We start from the raw sequence: 21,006 nt of genomic DNA on the forward strand, positions 1-21,006 counted from the left end.
AAGCTTACTCGCCACCCCATAGAATGGTCAATATTTTTTACCAACCAGACAAAGAAAAACCCGGCATCAAAAATGCCGGGTTTTATAGCCGTTATGATTTTTACTTTAGTGCGACAAAACCGCAAGAAGCAAAAGCGCTACGATGTTTGTGATCTTAATCATCGGATTAACCGCTGGCCCAGCCGTATCTTTATACGGGTCACCAACAGTGTCACCAGTGACTGACGCTTTATGCGCATCACCGCCCTTTTCGTGCTTCACGCCATCTTTGTCGACGAAACCGTCTTCGAAAGATTTCTTCGCATTATCCCATGCGCCGCCACCGGCAGTCATAGAAACAGCAACATAGAAACCTGTGATGATCACACCCAGAAGCATCGCACCCAAAGCCGCAAAGGCATCAGATGGCGTTGCAATAGCGCGAACAAGGAAGAACACAAGCAGCGGCGAGAGAACCGGCAACAATGACGGAACAATCATCTCACGGATCGCAGCTTTCGTCAGCATATCAACAGCACGGGCATAATTTGGCTTAGAAGTCCCCTTCATAATGCCCGGGTCTGCTTTAAACTGACGGCGAACTTCTTCAACCACAGAACCAGCAGCGCGGCCCACAGCTGTCATAGACATACCCCCGAAGAGATATGGCAATAGACCACCAAACAACAATCCAGCAACCACATAAGGGTTAGATAGATTGAACAAGGTGTCTGCCTGAATACCGTGGAACACAGAACCTTCTGCAGCATTGAGTGCAAAGAACTTCAAGTCTTCCGTATAGGCTGCAAAGAGCACCAAAGCACCAAGACCAGCAGAACCGATCGCATAGCCTTTGGTAACCGCTTTAGTGGTGTTACCGACAGCATCAAGCGCATCCGTTGTTGAACGCACTTCCTCAGGAAGATTTGCCATCTCCGCAATACCGCCCGCATTATCGGTCACAGGACCAAATGCATCGAGCGCCACAACGAAACCAGCCAAAGCCAACATGGCTGTCACTGTAATCGCAATGCCGAAGAGACCTGCAAGGCTGTAGGTAATCAAAATACCAGCAATGATTATGATCGCTGGCAAAGCACAGGCTTCCATTGATACGGCAAGACCTTGAATGACGTTCGTGCCGTGGCCTGTCACTGATGATTGCGCGATAGAACGCACAGGACGGTATTCAACGCCTGTGTAATATTCTGTCACCCAGATGATAAGACCGGTAATGATAAGACCTACCAGCATACACCAATAAAGATCAGCACCAGAGAAGCTTGTTCCCGTCGATGTGGTGAACTCCGTGTCACCGCCAACAAAGCCGAACATAACGCCCGCCAAAGCCACAGCAGAGAGCACAGCACAAGCAAGAAAGCCTTTATAGAGTGCACCCATGATGGAGTTATTAGAGCCAAGTTTCACAAAGAACGTACCGATGATGGATGTGATCACACAAACACCGCCAACCACGAGTGGTAAAAGCATCAAAAGGTTTGCCACTTCACCAGCAAAGAAGATGGATGCCAGAACCATGGTGGCAACAACAGTCACCGCATAGGTTTCAAACAAATCAGCCGCCATGCCAGCACAATCGCCAACATTATCACCCACATTATCAGCAATTGTTGCTGGATTACGTGGATCATCTTCAGGAATGCCTGCTTCAACCTTACCAACAAGGTCACCACCAACATCAGCACCTTTTGTAAAGATACCACCGCCGAGCCGTGCAAAGATTGAGATAAGTGAAGCGCCAAAACCAAGTGACACTAGACCATCAATGACGGTACGACTGGTATTCACTTCGCCCATAATATCGGTCAAGACCCAATAATAAACAGTCACGCCCAAAAGCGCGAGACCAGCAACGAGCATTCCTGTGACAGCACCAGACTTAAACGCAATGTCCAAACCTGCCGCAAGGCTGTTTGATGCGGCTTGTGCGGTACGCACATTGGCGCGCACAGATACAAGCATGCCAATAAAGCCCGCAACACCTGATAAAACCGCACCAATGGCAAAGCCAACGGCTGCAACCACACCCAGCAAATACCAAGCTAAGACTAAGACGACAGCACCAACGATCGCGATTGTTAGATATTGCCGCGAAAGATAAGCCTGCGCCCCTTCTTGAATGGCCGCCGCAATTTCTTGCATACGCGCATTACCCGCGTCAGCAGCCATAACTGATTTTGTCGCCCATGCGCCATAAATCACGGATAACAATCCGGCTCCTATGACGAGATATAAAGCAAGTTCCATTATTCGTATTCCCTCCGGATTAGATAGATAGTCCATCAAAATTGAACGCCTCAATTACCCTATAGATGAGGCGACGATTAATGAGACATTAATGAATCAAGGAGCTTAATCAAGTCTACTTTTGTTGGGTATAGTAGTTCTTCAGAGGAAACTATCCTCTGAAATTAAATCACACCCCGAAGAAATTTTTTACAAGGCATAAAAAGCTAGAAATGCGTGTAACCCTCTATTTTAATTTTAGATTTTTTATCATCATCATAAAGCCTCACCAATCCTTTAGCAGATTGGCTCATTTCACCCACACGCGTGACTTTTGATTCATTATCAAGACAGGCATCAATGAATTGCTGTTCATTCTCAATAGGGATGCTCATTAAGCACTGATAATCATCCCCTCCTTTAACGACAGCATCTAGCAATACAGGATTAAGCTCAAGAATCGCTTTCACCGTCTCGCTAAAAGGAAGGCAATCTTGCTGAATGCGCGCGCTTACACCACTTGCGTGGCACATATGAGCGCTATCCGTGAGAATCCCGTCCGAAATGTCCATGCTTGCAGAGGCATATTGCGCTATGATGGATTGAAGCCCAATGGGCGGCTGAGGCAACAAATAGGCAGCAGCCAAATCACTCATTAAACTGTCTGACGCGCCTTCAAACAGATCAGGCTCTTTTAAACTCAACAAACCAAGCGCAGAGTCGCCAAGCGTTCCCGATACATAAAGCGCCTCGCCAGCGCTCGCGCCCATACGCGTAACAGGCCCCTCTTCAGAGGCGAAGCCAAACATCGTAACAGAAATCATAAAATCATGCAGTGAGCGAGTCGTGTCACCGCCAAGCAGCGAAATCCCGTAAAAATCCTGATCGGCCTCAAGTCCTTGAGCAAAAGCTTCCATAAAAGCAGCATCAGCCCTATTCGGGAAACTCAACCCAAGCGCATAATAAGCAGGGTCAGCACCTTTTGATATGATATCCGATACATTAGTGCGCAGTGCTTTTCGAGCAATCAAATCAGGCAGGTCATCAGGGAAAAAATGCACATTACCAACCAGAACATCTTTGCTCATAATCAGTGTCGCGCCATCAGGCACCGAAAGCACAGCGGAATCATCAAGTAAATTAAAAGCCCCCGGATTGGTCGCGAGCGGCTTTAAGTATCGTGCGATCAGATCAAATTCACCAATGTCCTGCACTATGAAGGCCTCTACTTTTTATCCACTTCATCCTCACGGAAAAGGCGGGCAATCTTGTCCAAAACACCGTTCACCATCCGTGGCTCATCAACGTCGAAAAATGCTTTTGCAACATCGACATATTCAGAAATGATAACACGGGCTGGAACATCTTTGCGGTTTTTCAGCTCAAAGGCTCCACAACGTAAAGTAGCCCGCAACGTCGTATCGACGCGGCCCAGGGGCCAATCGGGCGTCAATGCATCGTTGATAATAGGATCAATGGTTGATTGCTCCGCGACAACGCCACTCATGATCCCACGAAAATAAGCCGCATCCGCGCTTAAATATTGTTCGCCATCAATATCGTGCCCTAAACGTGTATTCTCATATTCAGCGACAATCTCAGTAACATTAGCGCCCCCTATCTCCATTTGATAGAGCGCTTGAACCGCAGCCAATCGTGCAGCGCCGCGTTTATTGGCAGAGCGAGGCTCGCCATGCATCTTTGTTTTTTGTTGCTTTTCCTGCTTGGCCATTACTTGCGTCGCACTGATAATTGTTCTGATAAAGCAATCACAGAAAGTGCTGCATTAGCCGCTTCGCCACCTTTGTTTTTATCCGACTTCTTAGCCCGCGCCCAAGCCTGCGCTTCGTTTTCAACAGTCAAAATTGCGTTGCCAATAGCAATAGAAGAAGAAACGCTCAAGTCCATTAAGGCGCGCGCAGATTCATTGGCAACAGTTTCATAATGCGTTGTTTCACCGCGAATGACGCATCCCAAAACCACAAATCCATCAAAAAAAGTACCACCATCTTCCATAGCATCAATGGCGATCGCGACCGCCGTGGGAATTTCTAAAACGCCCGGAACGCTAACAACGTCATATGTCGCGCCATCTTCTTTGATCGCGGCAATCGCACCTTCTTGTAGGCTATCTGCTATCTCTTCGTAAAAACGAGCTTCAACAATTAAAAGATGCGGCGGTTTGTCAGCCATGAGTACATGGACCCTTTATCGATGTGAGTTTAAGATGCATCCAACACAGTCGACGCAATTTGTCCAGCCTAATTGACTCGTCTTATTATTTGGAAATCTCTTGCTGATGTTCAATCAAGCGCACCACATACCGCGCCATCTGATCAACTTCGATATTGATGTCATCACCGGTTTGCAGGTTACCCCATGTAGTAACCTCTAGCGTGTGACGGATAAGAAGCACATCAAATATTGATTTTTCAATATTATTCACGGTGAGAGATGTGCCATTCAAGGCAACGGATCCCTTGGGCACAATGAACTTTACGAGTTCATCCGGCGCACTCAAGATGAAGCGCGTAGCGTCTCCCTCGCTCTTAATATCCATCACCCGTGCAATTCCATCCACATGACCGCTGACCATATGACCACCAAGCTCATCACCTTGCTTCAAAGAACGCTCAAGGTTGATGATTGTACCCTCATCCCAGTGTACTGCATTGGTCAGGCGCAAAGCTTCTTCCCATGCTTCCACTTCAAACCAGCGGTCACCGCTACCATCAGATAAAGCCACCACAGTCAGGCAAACACCATTGCAGGCGATGGACGCCCCAATATCGATGCTTTTGGGATCATAGGCCGTTTGAATTCGAAATGTTTTACCTTGGTCGCGTTTAAGAACCAATGTAATGCGCCCCTGATCTGTGATAATACCAGTAAACATCAGGCGCGCTCCCAGATAGTCAGCTGATCTTTTCCATAGGAGGAATGCTCTTCAGCCTTCAATCCATTCTTGCGTAATGTTCCTTCAATATCATCACCTGATGATAGCGCTGGCATACCGTTAGAGCCGATTTCATCTGCACCTTTGAATAAAGCCACACGATCCACTAGGTCCTGCGCCAAGAGGGACTGCGCCACAGTCGCACCGCCCTCAACCATCACATTTGTACAATTAAGTTCAGCTAAATGAGCCATCACAGCATTAAGCGATAATTGCCCATCATCATCACAGGCGACACGCACAATCTGTGCCCCTTTATCTTCAAGCGCCTTTTGTCGTTTTGTATCAGCACTCTCGGCAACAAAAACCATGACGGGTACGTTATCAATTGTCTCAAATAATTTGGCACTCAAAGGCGTTCTCGCATCGCTATCAAGAATGACGCGCATAGATGACATCTTGCTCATACCGGGCAATCGACATGTTAAATCCGGATCATCCGCCAGCACCGTACCAATACCAACCAACACAGCGTCAGCACGTGCCCGCATAGCATGCACTGCACGACGCGCAAGCGGGCCGGTGATTGCCACCATGCCCTCGCCTTCTCGACCAATCATCCCATCCACGGACACCGCAAGTTTCAAGGCAATGGCAGGACGCGCCTTTTCTATGCGCAAGACATGACCCAGATTAGCCCTCTTAGCCTCATGGGTTGCAACATTTTCATAAACTTCAATACCAGCATCACGCAAGAAAGCCGCCCCCTTGCCTGAAACACGCGAGTCTGGGTCGTCCATAGCGATCACAACGCGAGAGACGCCAGCACGCATCAGTGCATCGACACAGGGCGGAGTGCGACCATGATGAGCACATGGTTCAAGGCTGACATAACATGTGGCACCGCGTGCGCGCTCACCAGCCTCAGTAAGCGCTACAACCTCACCGTGCGGTCTGCCACCATCTGCTGTCACACCACGGCCGACGACAACGGGACCCGCCTCATCAAATTGCACTATCAAAGCCCCGACGGAAGGATTTGGTGATGTCAGCCCAATACGGCTTAGGCCAAGGCGTATACTTGCCTGCAAAAATGCATGGTCAACATCATTCAATAATTCGTTTTGAAGGCGCTCATGTTTAGACAAAGCGCACGAGCTTACAGCAACTGCCACGCGCACTCCTATTTTTCAGAATCATCTTCTTTAGCATCATCTTGATGATCCAATTCGCCCAATACCGCCACAAAATCTTTGGCTTCACGAAAATTACGATAAACCGACGCAAAACGCACATAAGCAACATCATCAAGTTCTTTCAAGCGCTCCATGATGAGAAGCCCCACCTGATCGGACGCAACATCGGCCTCTCCTGCGCTTTCAAGCTGACGGACAATGCCACTCACCAGACGGTCTACTCGATCAGGATCAACGTTTCTTTTGCGTAATGCAACTTGAACAGAGCGAGCCAATTTATCACGATCAAAAGGAACCCGTCTGCCAGATCGTTTGACGACATTAAGTTCGCGAAGCTGAACCCGCTCAAAGGTAGTAAAACGGCCACCGCAATCGGCACAAATGCGCCGACGTCTTATGGCAGTGTTATCCTCGCTTGGGCGAGAATCTTTCACTTGCGTGTTATCGCTTGAACAAAAGGGGCAACGCATTAGTCAGACAGACCTTTCTTAGATCTCGCCATATATTGGAAAACGAGACGTCAATTCAAGAACTTTCTCTTTAACAGAAGCTTCCACACCTGCATTACCCTCTTCACCATTATCTTTCAAACCATCAAGAACCTCGGTTATGAAATTGCCGATAAGCTCGAATTCGTCAACGCCAAAGCCGCGCGTAGTACCAGCAGGAGTTCCAAGGCGAATGCCGGATGTAATAGTTGGTTTTTCAGGATCAAACGGAATGCCATTTTTATTACAAGTAATAAATGCACGACCAAGTGCCTTTTCCGCACTATCACCTGTCAAACCTTTAGGCCGCAGATCAACTAGCATCAAATGCGTATCCGTTCCGCCAGATACAATATCAAACCCATTTTTTTGTAGGTTTTCCGCAAGAGCTTTAGCATTATCAACTACTTGGCGAATATAAGTCTTATATGACGGTTGTAATGCTTCACCAAAAGCCACAGCTTTACCGGCAATCACATGCATCAAAGGCCCACCTTGAAGACCTGGGAAAACGGCTGAATTGATTTTCTTTGCAATCGCTTCATCATTAGTAACAATCATACCCCCGCGTGGGCCACGCAGTGTTTTATGCGTTGTTGTTGTTGCAACATGAGCATGCGGAAACGGACTTGGATGCGCACCACCAGCCACCAGACCGGCAAAATGCGCCATATCCACATGAAAATAAGCGCCTACTTCATCAGCAATCGCACGAAATTTGGCAAAGTCTATAATCGGGCTATAGGCTGAACCACCCGCAATAATCATTGCAGGCTTGTGTTCAACTGCGAGCGCACGAACTTGGTCGTAGTCAATATGCGAATCTTCTTTACGAACGCCATATTGAACCGCATTAAACCATTTTCCTGAAAGATTGGGTTTTGCCCCATGAGTGAGGTGACCACCAGCATCAAGGCTCATCCCTAAAATGGTGTCTCCCGGCTTTAGCAGCGCAAGAAATACTGCCTGATTTGCCTGACTACCAGAATTTGGCTGAACATTAGCAAAGCCGCAATTGAACAATTCTTTCGCGCGGTTAATGGCAGCGTCTTCAACCAGGTCAACAAATTGGCAACCACCATAATACCGCCGTCCAGAATAACCTTCAGCATATTTATTAGTTAAAACAGATCCTTGCGCCTCAATTACGGCACGTGATGTAATATTTTCAGAAGCAATTAATTCAATTTCTTGCGATTGGCGAACATGTTCCTTAGCAATGGCGTCAGCAACGACAGAGTCCACCTCCACAAGATTTTTACCAAAAAAATCAGTATGAACAACAGATTGTTTAGTTTGATCGGTAGCAGCCATTTAGAACTCCAAAATAGGTATGATATTTAAACGTCAATATGTATTCAGCCACGCATTGTGATTATCTAATCCATAAGCAAAGAATACCTATGGCAATCAATATATTTTGAGAGATTGTATCATCCAAAACGTTTCATAAACCAGAAATGACGCTTTAGCATTCGGTAATTCATGAGTCCAATTGAGAATTAGCAATATTACAAATGTCCAAAACTAAAATGCTCAATATCAAATCAATACACCGCCACGCTTGTCTTCAGGTTCGGCTGACTTGTGTTTCTTATCAGTTTGCGCGCGTGACTTGGCCAAAACATGATTGAGCTTATCAACTGCAACGCGGTTCATTTCAGGTTTTGATGCTGTGGCAGGCGCAATAATACACACTTCGATACCAGTATCTGGATCAATCGCAGTGACCTTTACCTGCGGCCCAAGTTGTATGTATTCCAGATAAAATTCTTTTTCGCTCACAGCTATCCCTCATCACAGGGGTAGCAATATCGCAGATTCGTGCTTTGGTCGCAAAACCTATCTGAGAGCAAGCGGTCCAAGACCATCGCGGTCATAAACATCATCACGGAAATGAACCACACCACCTGGTGCACCCCAAGCTGTCACATATGTCATGTAAAGAGGTACAGACTTCGAAATATCGGCGTTGATACGCTCACCAGATGCAATTGTCTGGTCGATAGTATTACGTCCCCATCCATTTGTATCTTGTAGCAGCCACCGAACAAATTCACGCACATTTTGAACGCGCACACATCCTGATGAATGAAAGCGGACTTCTTTTCCGAAAAGAGTTTGATCAGGTGTATCATGAAGATAGACCTGATGATCATTTTTGAAGTTAATGCGCATTTGGCCAAGTGAATTCTTCTCACCCGGGTCCTGACGGAAACGGTAATTGACAGCCTCCTCGCTGAACCAGTTAACTTGTGAAGGCTGAAGTTCCTGTCCATTCTGCGCATAAATGCGAATTGAATTATCTGTGAGGTAATTCGGTTCTTTTTGCATAATAGGAATCAAGTCTTTGCGGATGATACTCACAGGCACAGTCCAGAAAGGATTGAAGTTTACTTCATGAATTTTACTGTTGAGAATTGGTGTTTGTCTGTCAATTTTACCGACGACACCAGTATGACGTGAATGAACACGCCCACCTTCAACGGTTTCAAGTTCAGCAGCAGGAACATTCACAATCACATAACGATTGCCCAAATATCCTGATAGCGACCGCAATCTCACTAGATTTGTCTGTAGTTGGCGGTAACGCACATCAGCAGGAACGTTCAAGGCCGACAAGGTCAAGGTACCAATAACACCGTCCACGGCCATACCGTGACGGGCTTGGAAGTTTTTAACGCCAGCACCAACATATGAGTCAAAAACATCTGATTTAGTAAGGCTAGGATCAAGATCACCGGAAACAGCGAGACGTTTTCTCAAAGCAACAATATTACTATCGCGAGCACCGAGACTTAAACGCTTAGTTGCTGGCACTTGATTCCAACCACCGTTATTAACAATCTGACTATAGTGATTTAAAGCTGCCTCAACATCACGAACAGCTGTTGCTGACAAAGTCGGCTGAAAGTCACGCACTTGTTTCGAAGGTGACAATGAGTCAAAGCCATCTGACCATTCTGCAAGGTTGCCGTCTTGCAAAAGGCTTAAAATAGGATCATTGGTCTCAGCAAAAGCTGTACCCGCACCTGCAAATGTTGCACTCGCGCCTGCTAAAAATGCGCGCCTAGAAAACTTGCTTGTCACCAATCTTCTCCTAATTATAACTTTAGAGCCAACCTTAAACTGTAAATGTGTGCATTCTGTGGAAAATACAAGCGATATTTTACAGATTATCTATGCAAATACTGTTAAATTACCGCAAAACACATAACCTCACACAATTGTTATGACTGGAACAGTCCGTGATATCTAATTCCCATCTTTTGTGAGGGCTTCATTTTGCTAACTACCCTAATTGTCACCATTGCCATTTTTACAGTTGCATGGGCGGCTCATATTCCCAAAAATGATGCTGGAATTATTGATCTATTTTGGGGGCCGGGCTTTGCTGTGATCGCTATTATATGCTTTGTTCTGGGCGACCAGCACACGCTGCTTCATATAATTTTATTATTATCAACAATAACTTGGGGCCTTCGTCTTGGTTGGCATCTTACACTCAGACACAACAGGTCCGTGAATGAAGACAGGCGCTATGCAAAAATGCGCACGAAAAATGGCTCTTCTTTTTGGTGGATCAGTTTTTTTAAAATTTTTCTATTGCAGGCAGTGTTGATGTGGCTAATTGCAACACCACAACATCTTGGATTACTGTATTTTGATAACCCAATAGCCTCTTTTAAAAATTTTATATTTTTCATTGGGTTTTTAGTTTTTATTTTCGGGTTTTTATTTGAAACAATCGCCGATTGGCAGCTTAGCCAGTTCAAAATTAATAGAACGAATCACAATCAAACCATGTCAAAAGGTCTTTGGGCCTATTCGCGGCACCCTAATTACTTTGGTGAAGTCGTGCTTTGGTGGGGTTTTGGGCTAATGGCGTTGGCTCTAAGCGGTTCCGTGCTTTCGCTCGCTGGCCCTGCTCTTTTAACATTTCTGATTTTAAAAGTATCTGGTGTGTCGATGTTAGAAAAACATCTTGCACCAGAAAAAGAAAACTATCGAGACTATATCAAAAATACCAGCGCATTCTTTCCCAGACGGCCCGAATAAACCAATAAGAACCTAGCTCATCTCAAACAAAAAAGACCCCCGCATACACGCGAAGGTCTTTTATATTGAAAAGTCTTATATTTCCATCAATCCTCAGCACTAAACGCGACAAAGGATAAAGCGGCCTATAGACGATAAAGGATTTGATCTGTCCAAAAACGTTCTAAACGCATCAGTGATTTATTCAGCATTTCAAATTCACCCGCGCCGATACCACCAATTTTTTGAATAGACATTGTGTGACGCTCATAAAGATCAGTCACAATATCAGCAACTTCGCGTCCTTTATCCGTCAAGCTTACTCGAACTGAACGACGGTCCAAATCTGAACGCTGATGAGAAATATAACCAGATTCAACAAGTTTCTTAAGATTATAAGAAACGTTTGAGCCCAGATAATACCCACGGGTTCGCAATTCACCAGCCGTTAGATCGGCATCACCAATATTATAAAGAAGAAGTGCTTGCACACTATTCACATCAGAGCGGCCATTACGGTCAAACTCATCTTTAATTACATCCAAAAGCCGGCGGTGCAGTCTTTCTACTAACCGCAAAGACTCAAGATAATGAGGACGCAATACATCGATCTCATCTACGTGCTCTTCGGATTCTGCTACACCAATCATATTACTCATTTGCTTCGCCTTTCACTGTTTGGCGCTCTTTACCACACCTAACTTGAAAACGATTTTAGACGACAGCCGATAAAAACAGCTTAAAACTAATAGTTAAAATAGTAATAATCTTGAATTAGGCATTCTATATTAAACAAAACATGAAGATACCTTTTATTAAGGCTAATTAGTCGCTTTTTTCAATCGATTTGTTTCTTTTTCGGCGAAAAATGAGCAAATGGTAAAGCTGCACTAGATAATAGAATATGAGTAAAACCATAAGAAAAACGCCGAAAGTCAGCAATTTTAAATTAATTGGCTGGCCGGTAAAATGGAGCACCAGCAGCACTGTACCCATAATCCCCCATAAAATACGTGCCCAGCTCATACCAAGCCACAAGCCAACACCAAGCAGTGGCGTGACAACCGCCAGCACAGCCATGACGACACCTTGAAATTTATTTGCATTAAATGTCTGCTGTATATCGGGGCCGTTATATCCCAACACATGAGACCAAAACAAAATACTCACGCCCAGAATAAACAATGCCAGTATTCTCAAAAAAACGGATGATGCAATAGCGATGACATGCGGCTTTGGCTGTTTTTCCAATTCGCTCAATTCGTAATTATTCACTATCTCAACCATATTTGGCCTATTTTATTAAACAACGTTATTTCTGGGCTACAACACAAGCGAGAATCTCGTCTGGCTGATAATTTTATAGCAACATCAGGAATTATTGCCATAAAAGTTGGTTATTGTCATAAGTAAATACAGACCAAGAAAAGAGCCGGAGTATGGGCATGTTAAATCCGCCTAAAAAACCAAGAACGATTGTGGATAGCATTGTCGATCATCATCGCATGCGCAGAAACCGTAAAACAGATTGGGCGCGCAGGCTTGTTCGCGAGAACACCTTAAGCGCCGATGATCTGATATGGCCGATTTTTCTGACAGATGGTGAAAGCGAAAGCACACCCATTCCTTCCATGCCGGGCGTTTATCGCCATACGGTGGACCAAGCCATACGCGAAATTGAAAAAGCTGCAAAACTTGGCATTCCCGTTGTAGCGCTGTTTCCAAACACGGATCCTGACAAACGAGACGCTGAAGGCAGTGAAGCGCTAAACGAGAACAATCTCATTTGCACTGCTTGTCGAGCCATTAAAGCTGAACAATATCCCGTCGGCCTGATGTGCGACGTGGCACTTGATCCTTATACCAGCCATGGCCATGACGGGGTGATGAATGGTGAAACCATCCTAAATGATGAAACAGTTGATATATTATGTAACCAAGCCATCTTACAGGCAGAAGCTGGCGCTGATATCATTGCGCCATCTGACATGATGGACGGTCGAGTGGGCGCAATCCGTCAATCCCTCGATAGTGATGGTTTAAGCGACACTCAAATCATGTCTTATGCCGCCAAATATGCCTCTGCCTTTTACGGTCCGTTTCGTGATGCTGTTGGAACCAATTCGACGCTTGTCGGTGATAAACGCACTTATCAGATGGATCCGGCAAATACTGACGAAGCAATACACGAAGTACAACACGATATTGATGAAGGCGCTGATATGGTGATGATAAAGCCCGGCATGCCTTATCTGGACATTGTGCGCCGAGTGAAAGAGACCTTTCAAATGCCAACCTATGCCTATCAGGTATCTGGTGAATATGCGATGCTCATGGCCGCCATACAAAACGGATGGCTAGACGAAGATCGCGTTATTCTAGAAAGCCTGATGGCATTCAAGCGCGCGGGCGCAGATGGCGTTTTGACCTATTTCGCCCCGAAAGTTGCGGAAATGCTGCAAGAAAACCGATAATTAAGTGAATTTAGCGCAATAGAAGTTGATATTCCCTAAGCTATAACCACCTATTGTATGAGCAATCGGATAAGGAATATCGCCATGAGCACATCAAACATCACCCCTTCGCATGATGCTTTTGATTTTCCTGGCAATGCAAATTTGTTTGAAGGAGTTCTCTCCAGACGAGCGATGGCCTTTGTCATCGACTTTTTCTTCATCAGCATTTTGATATCAATAGCAACTGTTTTCCTCTTCATCGTAGGTATTGCGACATTTGGGTTATTATGGCTGGCGATAGCACCCGCAGCCTTTGCCATCGTCCTAGCTTATGTTGCCTTTACCACCGGCGGCAGACATTCTGCCACACTAGGCATGCGCGCCTTAGGCCTAGAAATACGCATGAGAGATGGCCGTAAATTATATATGATTATGGCGGTCTTTCACGCGCTAGCCTTTTATTTCTTTTCAACAGTTCTGACGCCGTTTGTTGTCCTGATTGGCCTCTTCACAAACCGTCAACGCCTACTCCATGATTTCATTTCAGGAGCTGTCGTGGTGAACCGCGACGCTTTGCCAAAACAATAAACTATCAATAATTCATCATCTGGATTGAAATCATAGCAAACAGTGCTACCCTGCTTTAGTAGAGCTATTATGCTCTTGAAAGGCAGTCGGTGCTGTGTCCCATCATCCAAAAGATGTACCTCAGTTTTATTTAACCGCCCCCTCTCCCTGTCCTTATTTAAAGGAAAAAATGGAGAGGAAAGTTTTCACGCATCTCATTGGTGAAACCGCGCCTGATATCAACGACATGCTCACAAAGGGTGGTTTTCGACGCTCACAAAATATCGCCTATCGTCCCGCCTGCGAGTCTTGTCGGGCATGCATGTCGATCAGGGTAGAGGTTTCAAATTTCCAAGAGACCAAATCCATGCGCCGCATTGTAAAGAAGAATCACGACCTTATCGGCACCGAAAGCACCCCAGCCCCCTCGTCCGAGCAATATGCATTGTTTCGCCAATATTTAGACACCCGCCACAAAGAAGGTGGCATGGCAGATATGAGCGTACTCGACTATTCCATGATGGTGGAAGATAGCCACGTCAACACAATGGTCATTGAATATAGAAAACGAGGACCAGACAGCGCAATAACAGGTAAAGGCGAAGGGGATCTCATCGCCGTCGCCTTGACAGATGTTTTGAATGATGGGCTATCCATGGTCTATTCTTTTTTTGACACCAGCATCGATAAACGCAGCCTTGGCACTTATATGATCCTTGACCATATTGCCCGCGCCCGCAGACATGGCTTGCCTTATCTGTATCTAGGATATTGGGTCAAAGGGTCACGCAAGATGGATTATAAAATCCGGTTCAACCCACACCAGATTTTAACTCCAAACGGCTGGGAAGTACATACGGAGCAAACGGACTTTGTCTAATAAATAAGATCAGAGCGACTTTATTGGCGTGGCTCTAACGCGCAGATTAATCCTCTTTCGAGATGTCACCTTTAAACGTTTCTGTGGCAAATTTATTGGTTTTCGGGAAGCCCACCGGCGGCATACGTCCTGCCTTTGCGCGTTCACTAATCCATTCGCTCAATTCCACCATCGTGCGCTCATAACGCCGACCCGCACTATCCATCCACGACAAGCCTTCTGTCGCATTAAATGTACGAATATCGGCAATACCACCGTCTTTATATTTTTGAATGCGTACACCCTGTCCTCGAGTCATCTCAGGCAGTTGATCCATCGGAAAGATCAGTAATTTGCGGTTTTGACCAATAACGGCCACATGATCTCCAACAGCTGGCACACATAAAAGAGCCTCATCTGGTGATTTCAAGTTCAGCACCTGTTTCCCCTTACGGGTATTGGCAATGATGTCCTTTTCCGCGACCACAAACCCGCGCCCGACGTTTGATGTAATCAGCAGTTTACGAGAGGGATCATGAACGAAAATTGAAACAATATCCTGATCATTCTCCATATCAATCATAATGCGCAATGGTTCGCCGTGACCGCGCCCACCAGGCAATTTATCAGCGCCCAACGTGTAAAATTTACCCGATGTGGTGAACACAACTATCTTGTCAGTCGTCTCGGCATGAATGGCTGATTTTAATTTATCACCATCTTTAAACTGCAAAGCATCTGTTGTAGCAAGATGCCCTTTCATGGTGCGGATCCAGCCTTTTTCCGAGATAACAACCGTCACAGATTCTCGTTCAATCATGGCGTTTTGAATGTCCGCGAGATCAACCTCACCCGCCTCTTCAAATGTTGTGCGGCGGCGTCCAAGTTCAGTGTCTGGACCGAATGTCTTTTTCACATCGCGCAATTGACCAGCGATTTTCTTCCACTGCAAATCATCTGAGGCCAAGAGTTCAGTCAATTCTGCCTTTTCAGCGCTCAAAGCATCATGCTCGCTACGAATTTCGATTTCTTCAAGTTTCGCGAGTGAACGCAAGCGCATATTGAGGATCGCTTCGGCCTGAATATCACTCAAACTAAAGCGCGCCATTAAATGCTGCTTAGGCTCGTCTTCATTGCGAACAATGCGGATCACTTCATCAATATTCAAAAACGCGATCAAATAACCGGCTAAAACCTCAAGCCGGTGATTGATTTTACCAAGCCGGAAGTTGGAACGGCGAATGAGAACTTCTTTGCGATGCTCCAGCCATTCTTTCAGCACTTCGCGAATACCAAGCACATTAGGCACAAGCCCACGTGACAGCACATTCATGTTCAGCGATATGCGGTTTTCAAGGTCGCTGAGTTTGAACAAGGATTCCATCAATAAAACCGGGTCAACCGTCCGACTTTTCGGCTCCAAAACAAGACGAATGTCTTCAGCTGATTCATCGCGCACATCACCCAGAAGAGGTAATTTTTTAGCGATAAGCAGTTCAGCAATTTTTTCAATCAGTCTGGATTTTTGTACCTGATAGGGAATTTCAGTGATAACAATCACATAACCGCCACGCCCTGTATCTTCTTTTTCCCAGCGTGCGCGAACGCGAAACCCACCACGTCCCGTTTTATAAGACTCAATAATAGAGCTTGGACTTTCAACGCAAATACCGCCGGTTGGAAAATCAGGCCCAGGAACATATTCAACAATTTTCTCAACGCCAGCATTTGGAAACTTAATCAAATGCAGCGCCGCATCGCATAGTTCTGCCGCGTTATGTGGCGGAATATTGGTTGCCATACCAACCGCAATGCCGCTCGAGCCATTGGCCAAAAGGTTAGGGAAATTAGCCGGAAGCACAATCGGCTCTTCATCTTCACCGTCATAAGTTTCACGAAAATCAACTGCGTCTTCTGTGATGCCTTCCAACAAAAGGCGCGCCACTTCAGTCATCCGCGCTTCGGTATAACGCATGGCCGCCGCATTATCGCCGTCCACATTGCCAAAATTGCCCTGCCCGTCGACCAGCGGATAACGCACGGCAAAATCCTGCGCTAAACGCACCAAAGCGTCATAAACAGATTGATCGCCGTGCGGATGAAATTTACCAATGACATCACCGACAACACGAGCGCATTTTTTAAAACCAGAACCCGGATCGAGCTTCAACTCACGCATCGCATGAAGGATACGGCGATGCACAGGCTTCAAGCCATCGCGCACATCGGGCAGCGCACGGTGCATGATTGTCGATAGCGCATAAGCGAGGTATCGCTCCTCTAGAGCTATTTTCAGATTAATTGGCTCTATGCCATTTTCATCGCCACCTGAGGGTGGAATCATCTCGTTTCCCATATGTTCCGCTTAAAGCATTGGCCAGTCATACTCAAGAAAAACGATATGATGTCACGGTTTATCCAGCCTATTTAGTCAATCAAAAGGCGCGTGATATCGCGGGCTAATGTCTCGCGAGACAAAGGCGGGGTCATTTGGCGCGGCTCATAGATGTGGCGCGCAAGAAAAAAGCCGGTCAGTGCAAAGGCCGCAGCCACTTCATCATGATGCAGGCTGGGGCTATCGCTTTTTAAAAACGTCGGCAAGGCGAGCATTTTGTCATGATAAGGCGCACCCGCGCCCCGACTCACTGCGCGCCCTGATTTTGGCGAGACATAAATCAAATCATCCCGCGCCCCCGTTGCAACACACTCATTAAGATCAAGCCCAAATCCAAGCTCATCCAAAAGCGCCAGCTCAAATCGCACAATAAGCGCGGCCGTTAAGGTAGGGTCAGGCAAATTATCAATGATGATCTCAGCCCCATCCACAAGACCAACATGAGGATCACGCTCCGGCAAAAGCCGTAAATGCGATGCAAGAGTTTGAAGTCCGTTCAACCCGATGGATGTTTCCATCAAGCTTGCAGCGCGCAAATGAAGCGGGTCAACACTGAACACTCCCAGATGATCTTCAAGCCGCGCTCGCCATGTCACGGTTACCTGATTGCCCGCCTGCAAGGTCGGCTGAAGACGCCGAGAGCGTCCCCCGCGCACAAGCCCAAGACACCGCCCTCGCTCACGGGTCATCACCTCAAGGATGACACTCGTCTCCCCATGCTTACGACATCCCAAAATAAGAGCATCTTCCGTCCATTCCATGAAACTGTAATAAAGCTCAATGAGGAAGATGGGAAGAGAGGAGGAAGAAATGTCTGATATGTGGATGAAGCGGTAAATTGCTTACACGTATCATGGCCATATAAATCACAAAGGTCGTTTTTTGGAATGCGATTTTGAAAGCGAAGTCGATATTGATAACGTGTTAAATACCACCTTCACCGTCGCCCCAAATACCAGCACACAAAGCAACACCTTTGAAATCATCTCCATAGTGCCGTCAATCAACAGAGCATGAACCACAGTTCCGATAACCGTAACTGTTACAAGGGTGGTGTGTGCTAGGCGCCAGATGTGAGGTCGAAGGCGTAAAGCTTTGCGAAGAGCAGCTAAAAGTGCGGCAATAAAAATCGCCCACATCGCCACAACACCCCATGCAGAAAATGGCGTTGCCGAGACAAACAAAAGCGCATCAATCACATCGGGTGGACTGGTAATCCAAAGCCCCACGACGTGGGTCACAACCGTCACGACCAGCATGATCCCGACCCAACGATGAAATTGCCTACTACGCCGCGCAGAAAGAGCGGGCAAAGCGCCTCCCGCCAACAAAGGCTGCAACAGCAAAAGCACAAATGCGAGTACGCCCGACAATCCAGCAATGATATAAATGGGATCACGCCATGCAAGTAACGGGCTTGAAGCAGCGGCCACCATCGGCACAATCATAGCGATAATAAGCCCAGCCCAGATAACAAACGCTTGAGTGCGGCCCATCTCTTTCAGTCCCTCTTAATCAGGCAGGCTCTAGCACAAAATGTGTCCTTAAAGAGGTATCTTTAGCATTGGCCATGATAGGACGCAGAAACACGGTTTTAAACGCACCATCGTCATAAGCAAGGTGAGCATGAGCCTGACCAAAAGCGGGTACAATTTGCGGCATCTCCAGTTTGAACTCACCGTTTGCATCTGTCAGTGTCGAACCATGACTTTCCGGTTCACGCTCATGACCTTCAACCGTATGCGCCCAAATTTGAATACGCTGGCCCGCAAGCGGCGCACCATCTCCGGCACGGCGGACGCTACCACTCATCCAAAATCCACCTGCCCCAATGCGCTCCACAATTGGCGCATCGCGCAGATAATTGTTTGCGCCACCACGCATTGTCGGCGTTGGTTCAAGGCCTTTGGCTTGGGCTGGGATAAGACGACCAGAAAGCCCACTCACCACCACAGCGCTGCCCGCTTTGATGAGAGTACGACGGTTAAACTGGATCAAAGGCATATCATTTCTCCGCTCATAAACATCCGATATCTACTTTATAAAACTGTGTACAATAGTGGCGAAAGTATAGCACATTTGCAATCATTTTAGAGTGAGTAGATGGGAATGAAAACTACGGCTTTGTAAAATATTTTAACGAGCACTAGAAGAAACGACCCAGACAGACCGATCGGGCTTCAGTTTCACTGGAAGCAGTTTTCCACTCCACAATATCGGCAAGGTGTCATCTGAAGATAAGACACACCTAACGCACGGCCTTAGCTTGGAAAATCAAGTCCCATTTCACGATAGCGCTCAGGATCGTCAAGCCATTTTTCCCGCACTTTGACGAACAAGAACAAATGCACCTTACGCTCCAAAATCTCTTGCAGTTCTTTTCGTGCTGCTGATGAAATCGATTTGATTGTTTGGCCGTCTTTGCCGATCAATATCTTCTTGTGACCTTCACGTTGAATATAAACCGTTTGCTCAATACGCACATCACCGCCGCGTAATTCTTTCCATGCTTCAGTCTCCACCGTCGACGAATAGGGAAGCTCTTGATGAAGGCGTTCAAAGAGTTTTTCGCGGGTAATTTCTGCGGCCAATTGGCGCATCGGTAGATCTGACATTTGGTCTTCAGGATAAAGCCACGGACCAACAGGCAGACGCTCTGCTAAATAGGTCACTACATCCTTGCAGCCATGACCTTTTTCAGCAGAAATCATGAAGGTCTCATCAAAGCTCACCCGCTTTGAAATCATCTCGGTCAAGGCAAGCAAATGCTCACGTTTCACCATGTCGATTTTATTGAGAAGCAAAATGCACTTTTGTTTGCGGGTCGCCATGGCGTTTAATATGCGTTCTTCATCCTCGCGAATGCCTTTATTCGCATCAATCAAAAGCGCCACGATGTCCGCGTCCCCCGCCCCATCCCAAGCCTTGGCCACCATCGCGCGATCAAGCCGACGTTTAGGTTCAAACAGACCTGGCGTATCAACAAAAATGATCTGGCTTTGATCTTCGGCCATAATTCCGCGTACAAGCGCGCGAGTGGTCTGCACTTTATGGGATACAATCGAGACTTTCCCACCGACAACACGGTTCAACAGCGTTGACTTGCCTGCATTGGGCGCACCAATAAGAGCAACAAAGCCACATTTGGTATCAGCTTCACTCATAATCATCTTTTTCCCACACACCTTCACGCACAAGCATGATTGAGGCTGCTTTTTGTTCAGCGTCGCGCTTTGAATTGCCTTCGCCCTTTGCCGTCTGAAAACCCTCGACTTTCACTTCCATAACAAAGGAAAGCGCATGATCAGGGCCGGAGCGTGAAATTTCTTTATAAGTGGGGGCTGGACGCTTTTTGCCATGCGCCCACTCTTGTAGTGCTGTTTTTGGATCGCGCAGCGGCTTTGACCAGCCTTCCATGCGTTCACGCCAATTGCGTTCGATGAAAGAACGGGCTGCCTCCCAGCCGCCATCAAAATAGATCGCGGCCATGATAGCTTCGCACACATCACCGATGATGGCCGCCTTATTACGCCCGCCCGCTCTATTTTCGCTTTCGCTCAACAAAATGTACGCAGGCATATCGCAATCAATAGCAACACTTGCGCATGTTTCATTGCGCACAAGGCCAGTGAGACGGCGGGCAAGTTCGCCCTCCTCCGCATCCGGAAAGGCATGAAACAACATTTCAGCGATCACCACCGCCAAAACGCGATCGCCCATAAATTCCAATCGCTGATAAGATGCAGTCAGATCGGTTTCATCTGCCGCCATCGCAGATTTGTGCGTCAGTGCGCGTATAAGGATTTCTCGATCGTTAAAACGATACCCAAGCTTACTCTCCAGTTGTGCTAATTTCTGAGCGCTTGGATTTATTTTAGTCACCAC

At 46.6% G+C, this 21,006-nt stretch carries 22 protein-coding genes; 4 read left to right on the forward strand and 18 right to left on the reverse strand.

Features of this window, described 5'->3' with window-relative positions:
- Positions 1-105: 105 nt before the first annotated feature.
- The 10 genes from ABJ081_10960 to ABJ081_11005 form a co-directional block, all read right to left on the reverse strand.
- Complete coding sequence (locus ABJ081_10960) at positions 106-2,247, reverse strand: sodium-translocating pyrophosphatase (GenBank protein ID MEP6357189.1); 2,142 nt, start codon at positions 2,245-2,247, stop codon at positions 106-108.
- Between the two features lie 206 nt (positions 2,248-2,453).
- The gene (gene thiL, locus ABJ081_10965; protein MEP6357190.1) at positions 2,454-3,440 is read right to left on the reverse strand and encodes a thiamine-phosphate kinase; all 987 of its coding nucleotides are present in this window, start codon (positions 3,438-3,440) and stop codon (positions 2,454-2,456) included.
- An 11-nt stretch (positions 3,441-3,451) separates the two neighbouring features.
- Entirely contained in the window at positions 3,452-3,958 is a 507-nt protein-coding gene (nusB, locus tag ABJ081_10970; protein ID MEP6357191.1) for a transcription antitermination factor NusB, read from the reverse strand.
- Positions 3,958-4,419: a 6,7-dimethyl-8-ribityllumazine synthase gene (ribH, locus tag ABJ081_10975; GenBank protein ID MEP6357192.1), complete on the reverse strand. Its 462-nt coding sequence runs from the start codon at positions 4,417-4,419 to the stop codon at positions 3,958-3,960. The genes nusB and ribH overlap by 1 nt, the downstream gene beginning before the upstream one ends.
- 85 nt (positions 4,420-4,504) lie before the next feature.
- Positions 4,505-5,122, reverse strand: a complete 618-nt coding sequence (locus ABJ081_10980; protein ID MEP6357193.1) for a riboflavin synthase — start codon at positions 5,120-5,122, stop codon at positions 4,505-4,507.
- Complete coding sequence (ribD, locus tag ABJ081_10985; GenBank protein MEP6357194.1) at positions 5,122-6,297, reverse strand: bifunctional diaminohydroxyphosphoribosylaminopyrimidine deaminase/5-amino-6-(5-phosphoribosylamino)uracil reductase RibD; 1,176 nt, start codon at positions 6,295-6,297, stop codon at positions 5,122-5,124. The genes ABJ081_10980 and ribD overlap by 1 nt, the downstream gene beginning before the upstream one ends.
- A gap of 8 nt (positions 6,298-6,305) precedes the next feature.
- Positions 6,306-6,788, reverse strand: coding sequence for a transcriptional regulator NrdR (gene nrdR / locus ABJ081_10990; protein MEP6357195.1), 483 nt, complete (start codon positions 6,786-6,788; stop codon positions 6,306-6,308).
- Between the two features lie 18 nt (positions 6,789-6,806).
- Complete coding sequence (gene glyA, locus ABJ081_10995) at positions 6,807-8,120, reverse strand: serine hydroxymethyltransferase (protein MEP6357196.1); 1,314 nt, start codon at positions 8,118-8,120, stop codon at positions 6,807-6,809.
- A gap of 228 nt (positions 8,121-8,348) precedes the next feature.
- A complete protein-coding gene (locus tag ABJ081_11000) occupies positions 8,349-8,591 on the reverse strand; it encodes a hypothetical protein (GenBank protein MEP6357197.1) in 243 nt (80 codons plus the stop codon).
- 57 nt (positions 8,592-8,648) lie between these two features.
- Positions 8,649-9,896, reverse strand: coding sequence for a L,D-transpeptidase family protein (locus tag ABJ081_11005; GenBank protein ID MEP6357198.1), 1,248 nt, complete (start codon positions 9,894-9,896; stop codon positions 8,649-8,651).
- Between the two features lie 195 nt (positions 9,897-10,091).
- Between ABJ081_11005 and ABJ081_11010 the strand changes: the two genes are divergently transcribed.
- The gene (locus tag ABJ081_11010; GenBank protein ID MEP6357199.1) at positions 10,092-10,865 is read left to right on the forward strand and encodes a DUF1295 domain-containing protein; all 774 of its coding nucleotides are present in this window, start codon (positions 10,092-10,094) and stop codon (positions 10,863-10,865) included.
- A 125-nt stretch (positions 10,866-10,990) separates the two neighbouring features.
- Here ABJ081_11010 and ABJ081_11015 read toward each other — a convergent pair whose 3' ends face one another.
- Together ABJ081_11015 and ABJ081_11020 are read right to left on the reverse strand one after the other, a co-directional pair.
- A complete protein-coding gene (locus ABJ081_11015) occupies positions 10,991-11,503 on the reverse strand; it encodes a MarR family winged helix-turn-helix transcriptional regulator (GenBank protein ID MEP6357200.1) in 513 nt (170 codons plus the stop codon).
- A 166-nt stretch (positions 11,504-11,669) separates the two neighbouring features.
- Entirely contained in the window at positions 11,670-12,119 is a 450-nt protein-coding gene (locus ABJ081_11020) for a DUF6163 family protein (GenBank protein MEP6357201.1), read from the reverse strand.
- Positions 12,120-12,289: 170 nt separating this feature from the next.
- On the opposite strand from ABJ081_11020, the gene hemB reads away from it, so the two are divergent.
- From hemB to ABJ081_11035, 3 genes are all read left to right on the forward strand, one after another.
- Entirely contained in the window at positions 12,290-13,318 is a 1,029-nt protein-coding gene (hemB, locus tag ABJ081_11025; GenBank protein ID MEP6357202.1) for a porphobilinogen synthase, read from the forward strand.
- Between the two features lie 84 nt (positions 13,319-13,402).
- Positions 13,403-13,888, forward strand: a complete 486-nt coding sequence (locus ABJ081_11030; protein MEP6357203.1) for an RDD family protein — start codon at positions 13,403-13,405, stop codon at positions 13,886-13,888.
- A gap of 94 nt (positions 13,889-13,982) precedes the next feature.
- Positions 13,983-14,747, forward strand: coding sequence for an arginyltransferase (locus ABJ081_11035; GenBank protein MEP6357204.1), 765 nt, complete (start codon positions 13,983-13,985; stop codon positions 14,745-14,747).
- A 46-nt stretch (positions 14,748-14,793) separates the two neighbouring features.
- On the opposite strand, the gene parC is transcribed toward ABJ081_11035, so the two are convergent.
- The 6 genes from parC to rnc all read right to left on the reverse strand — a co-directional run bounded on the left by parC (position 14,794) and on the right by rnc (position 21,006).
- Positions 14,794-17,082, reverse strand: coding sequence for a DNA topoisomerase IV subunit A (gene parC / locus ABJ081_11040; GenBank protein ID MEP6357205.1), 2,289 nt, complete (start codon positions 17,080-17,082; stop codon positions 14,794-14,796).
- A gap of 71 nt (positions 17,083-17,153) precedes the next feature.
- Positions 17,154-17,882 carry a DNA repair protein RecO gene (gene recO / locus ABJ081_11045; protein MEP6357206.1) on the reverse strand — a complete coding sequence of 243 codons (729 nt, stop codon included), beginning with the start codon at positions 17,880-17,882 and terminating at the stop codon, positions 17,154-17,156.
- A gap of 105 nt (positions 17,883-17,987) precedes the next feature.
- Positions 17,988-18,617: a ferric reductase-like transmembrane domain-containing protein gene (locus tag ABJ081_11050; protein ID MEP6357207.1), complete on the reverse strand. Its 630-nt coding sequence runs from the start codon at positions 18,615-18,617 to the stop codon at positions 17,988-17,990.
- Positions 18,618-18,636: 19 nt separating this feature from the next.
- The gene (locus tag ABJ081_11055; GenBank protein ID MEP6357208.1) at positions 18,637-19,125 is read right to left on the reverse strand and encodes a twin-arginine translocation pathway signal; all 489 of its coding nucleotides are present in this window, start codon (positions 19,123-19,125) and stop codon (positions 18,637-18,639) included.
- 257 nt (positions 19,126-19,382) lie between these two features.
- Positions 19,383-20,285 carry a GTPase Era gene (gene era / locus ABJ081_11060; protein MEP6357209.1) on the reverse strand — a complete coding sequence of 301 codons (903 nt, stop codon included), beginning with the start codon at positions 20,283-20,285 and terminating at the stop codon, positions 19,383-19,385.
- Positions 20,278-21,006 (reverse strand): ribonuclease III, encoded by a 729-nt coding sequence (rnc, locus tag ABJ081_11065; protein MEP6357210.1) that lies wholly within the window; start codon positions 21,004-21,006, stop codon positions 20,278-20,280. Before rnc ends, era begins: the two co-directional genes overlap by 8 nt.

It is taken from the genome of Hyphomicrobiales bacterium (assembly GCA_039989895.1).
In the GTDB taxonomy this organism is placed as follows: Bacteria; Pseudomonadota; Alphaproteobacteria; order Rhizobiales; family JACESI01; genus JACESI01.

What these genes read in the sequence shown, in the direction of transcription:
- parC (MEP6357205.1), bottom strand. Translation starts at nt 17,082, where the DNA reads ATGGGAAACGAGATGATTCCACCCTCAGGTGGCGATGAAAATGGCATA.
- ABJ081_11055 (MEP6357208.1), bottom strand. Translation starts at nt 19,125, where the DNA reads ATGCCTTTGATCCAGTTTAACCGTCGTACTCTCATCAAAGCGGGCAGC.
- ABJ081_10980 (MEP6357193.1), bottom strand. Translation starts at nt 5,122, where the DNA reads ATGTTTACTGGTATTATCACAGATCAGGGGCGCATTACATTGGTTCTT.
- hemB (MEP6357202.1), top strand. Translation starts at nt 12,290, where the DNA reads ATGTTAAATCCGCCTAAAAAACCAAGAACGATTGTGGATAGCATTGTC.
- ABJ081_10960 (MEP6357189.1), bottom strand. Translation starts at nt 2,247, where the DNA reads ATGGAACTTGCTTTATATCTCGTCATAGGAGCCGGATTGTTATCCGTG.
- ABJ081_11015 (MEP6357200.1), bottom strand. Translation starts at nt 11,503, where the DNA reads ATGAGTAATATGATTGGTGTAGCAGAATCCGAAGAGCACGTAGATGAG.
- era (MEP6357209.1), bottom strand. Translation starts at nt 20,285, where the DNA reads ATGAGTGAAGCTGATACCAAATGTGGCTTTGTTGCTCTTATTGGTGCG.
- ABJ081_11050 (MEP6357207.1), bottom strand. Translation starts at nt 18,617, where the DNA reads ATGGGCCGCACTCAAGCGTTTGTTATCTGGGCTGGGCTTATTATCGCT.
- ribH (MEP6357192.1), bottom strand. Translation starts at nt 4,419, where the DNA reads ATGGCTGACAAACCGCCGCATCTTTTAATTGTTGAAGCTCGTTTTTAC.
- recO (MEP6357206.1), bottom strand. Translation starts at nt 17,882, where the DNA reads ATGGAATGGACGGAAGATGCTCTTATTTTGGGATGTCGTAAGCATGGG.
- nrdR (MEP6357195.1), bottom strand. Translation starts at nt 6,788, where the DNA reads ATGCGTTGCCCCTTTTGTTCAAGCGATAACACGCAAGTGAAAGATTCT.
- nusB (MEP6357191.1), bottom strand. Translation starts at nt 3,958, where the DNA reads ATGGCCAAGCAGGAAAAGCAACAAAAAACAAAGATGCATGGCGAGCCT.
- ABJ081_11030 (MEP6357203.1), top strand. Translation starts at nt 13,403, where the DNA reads ATGAGCACATCAAACATCACCCCTTCGCATGATGCTTTTGATTTTCCT.
- glyA (MEP6357196.1), bottom strand. Translation starts at nt 8,120, where the DNA reads ATGGCTGCTACCGATCAAACTAAACAATCTGTTGTTCATACTGATTTT.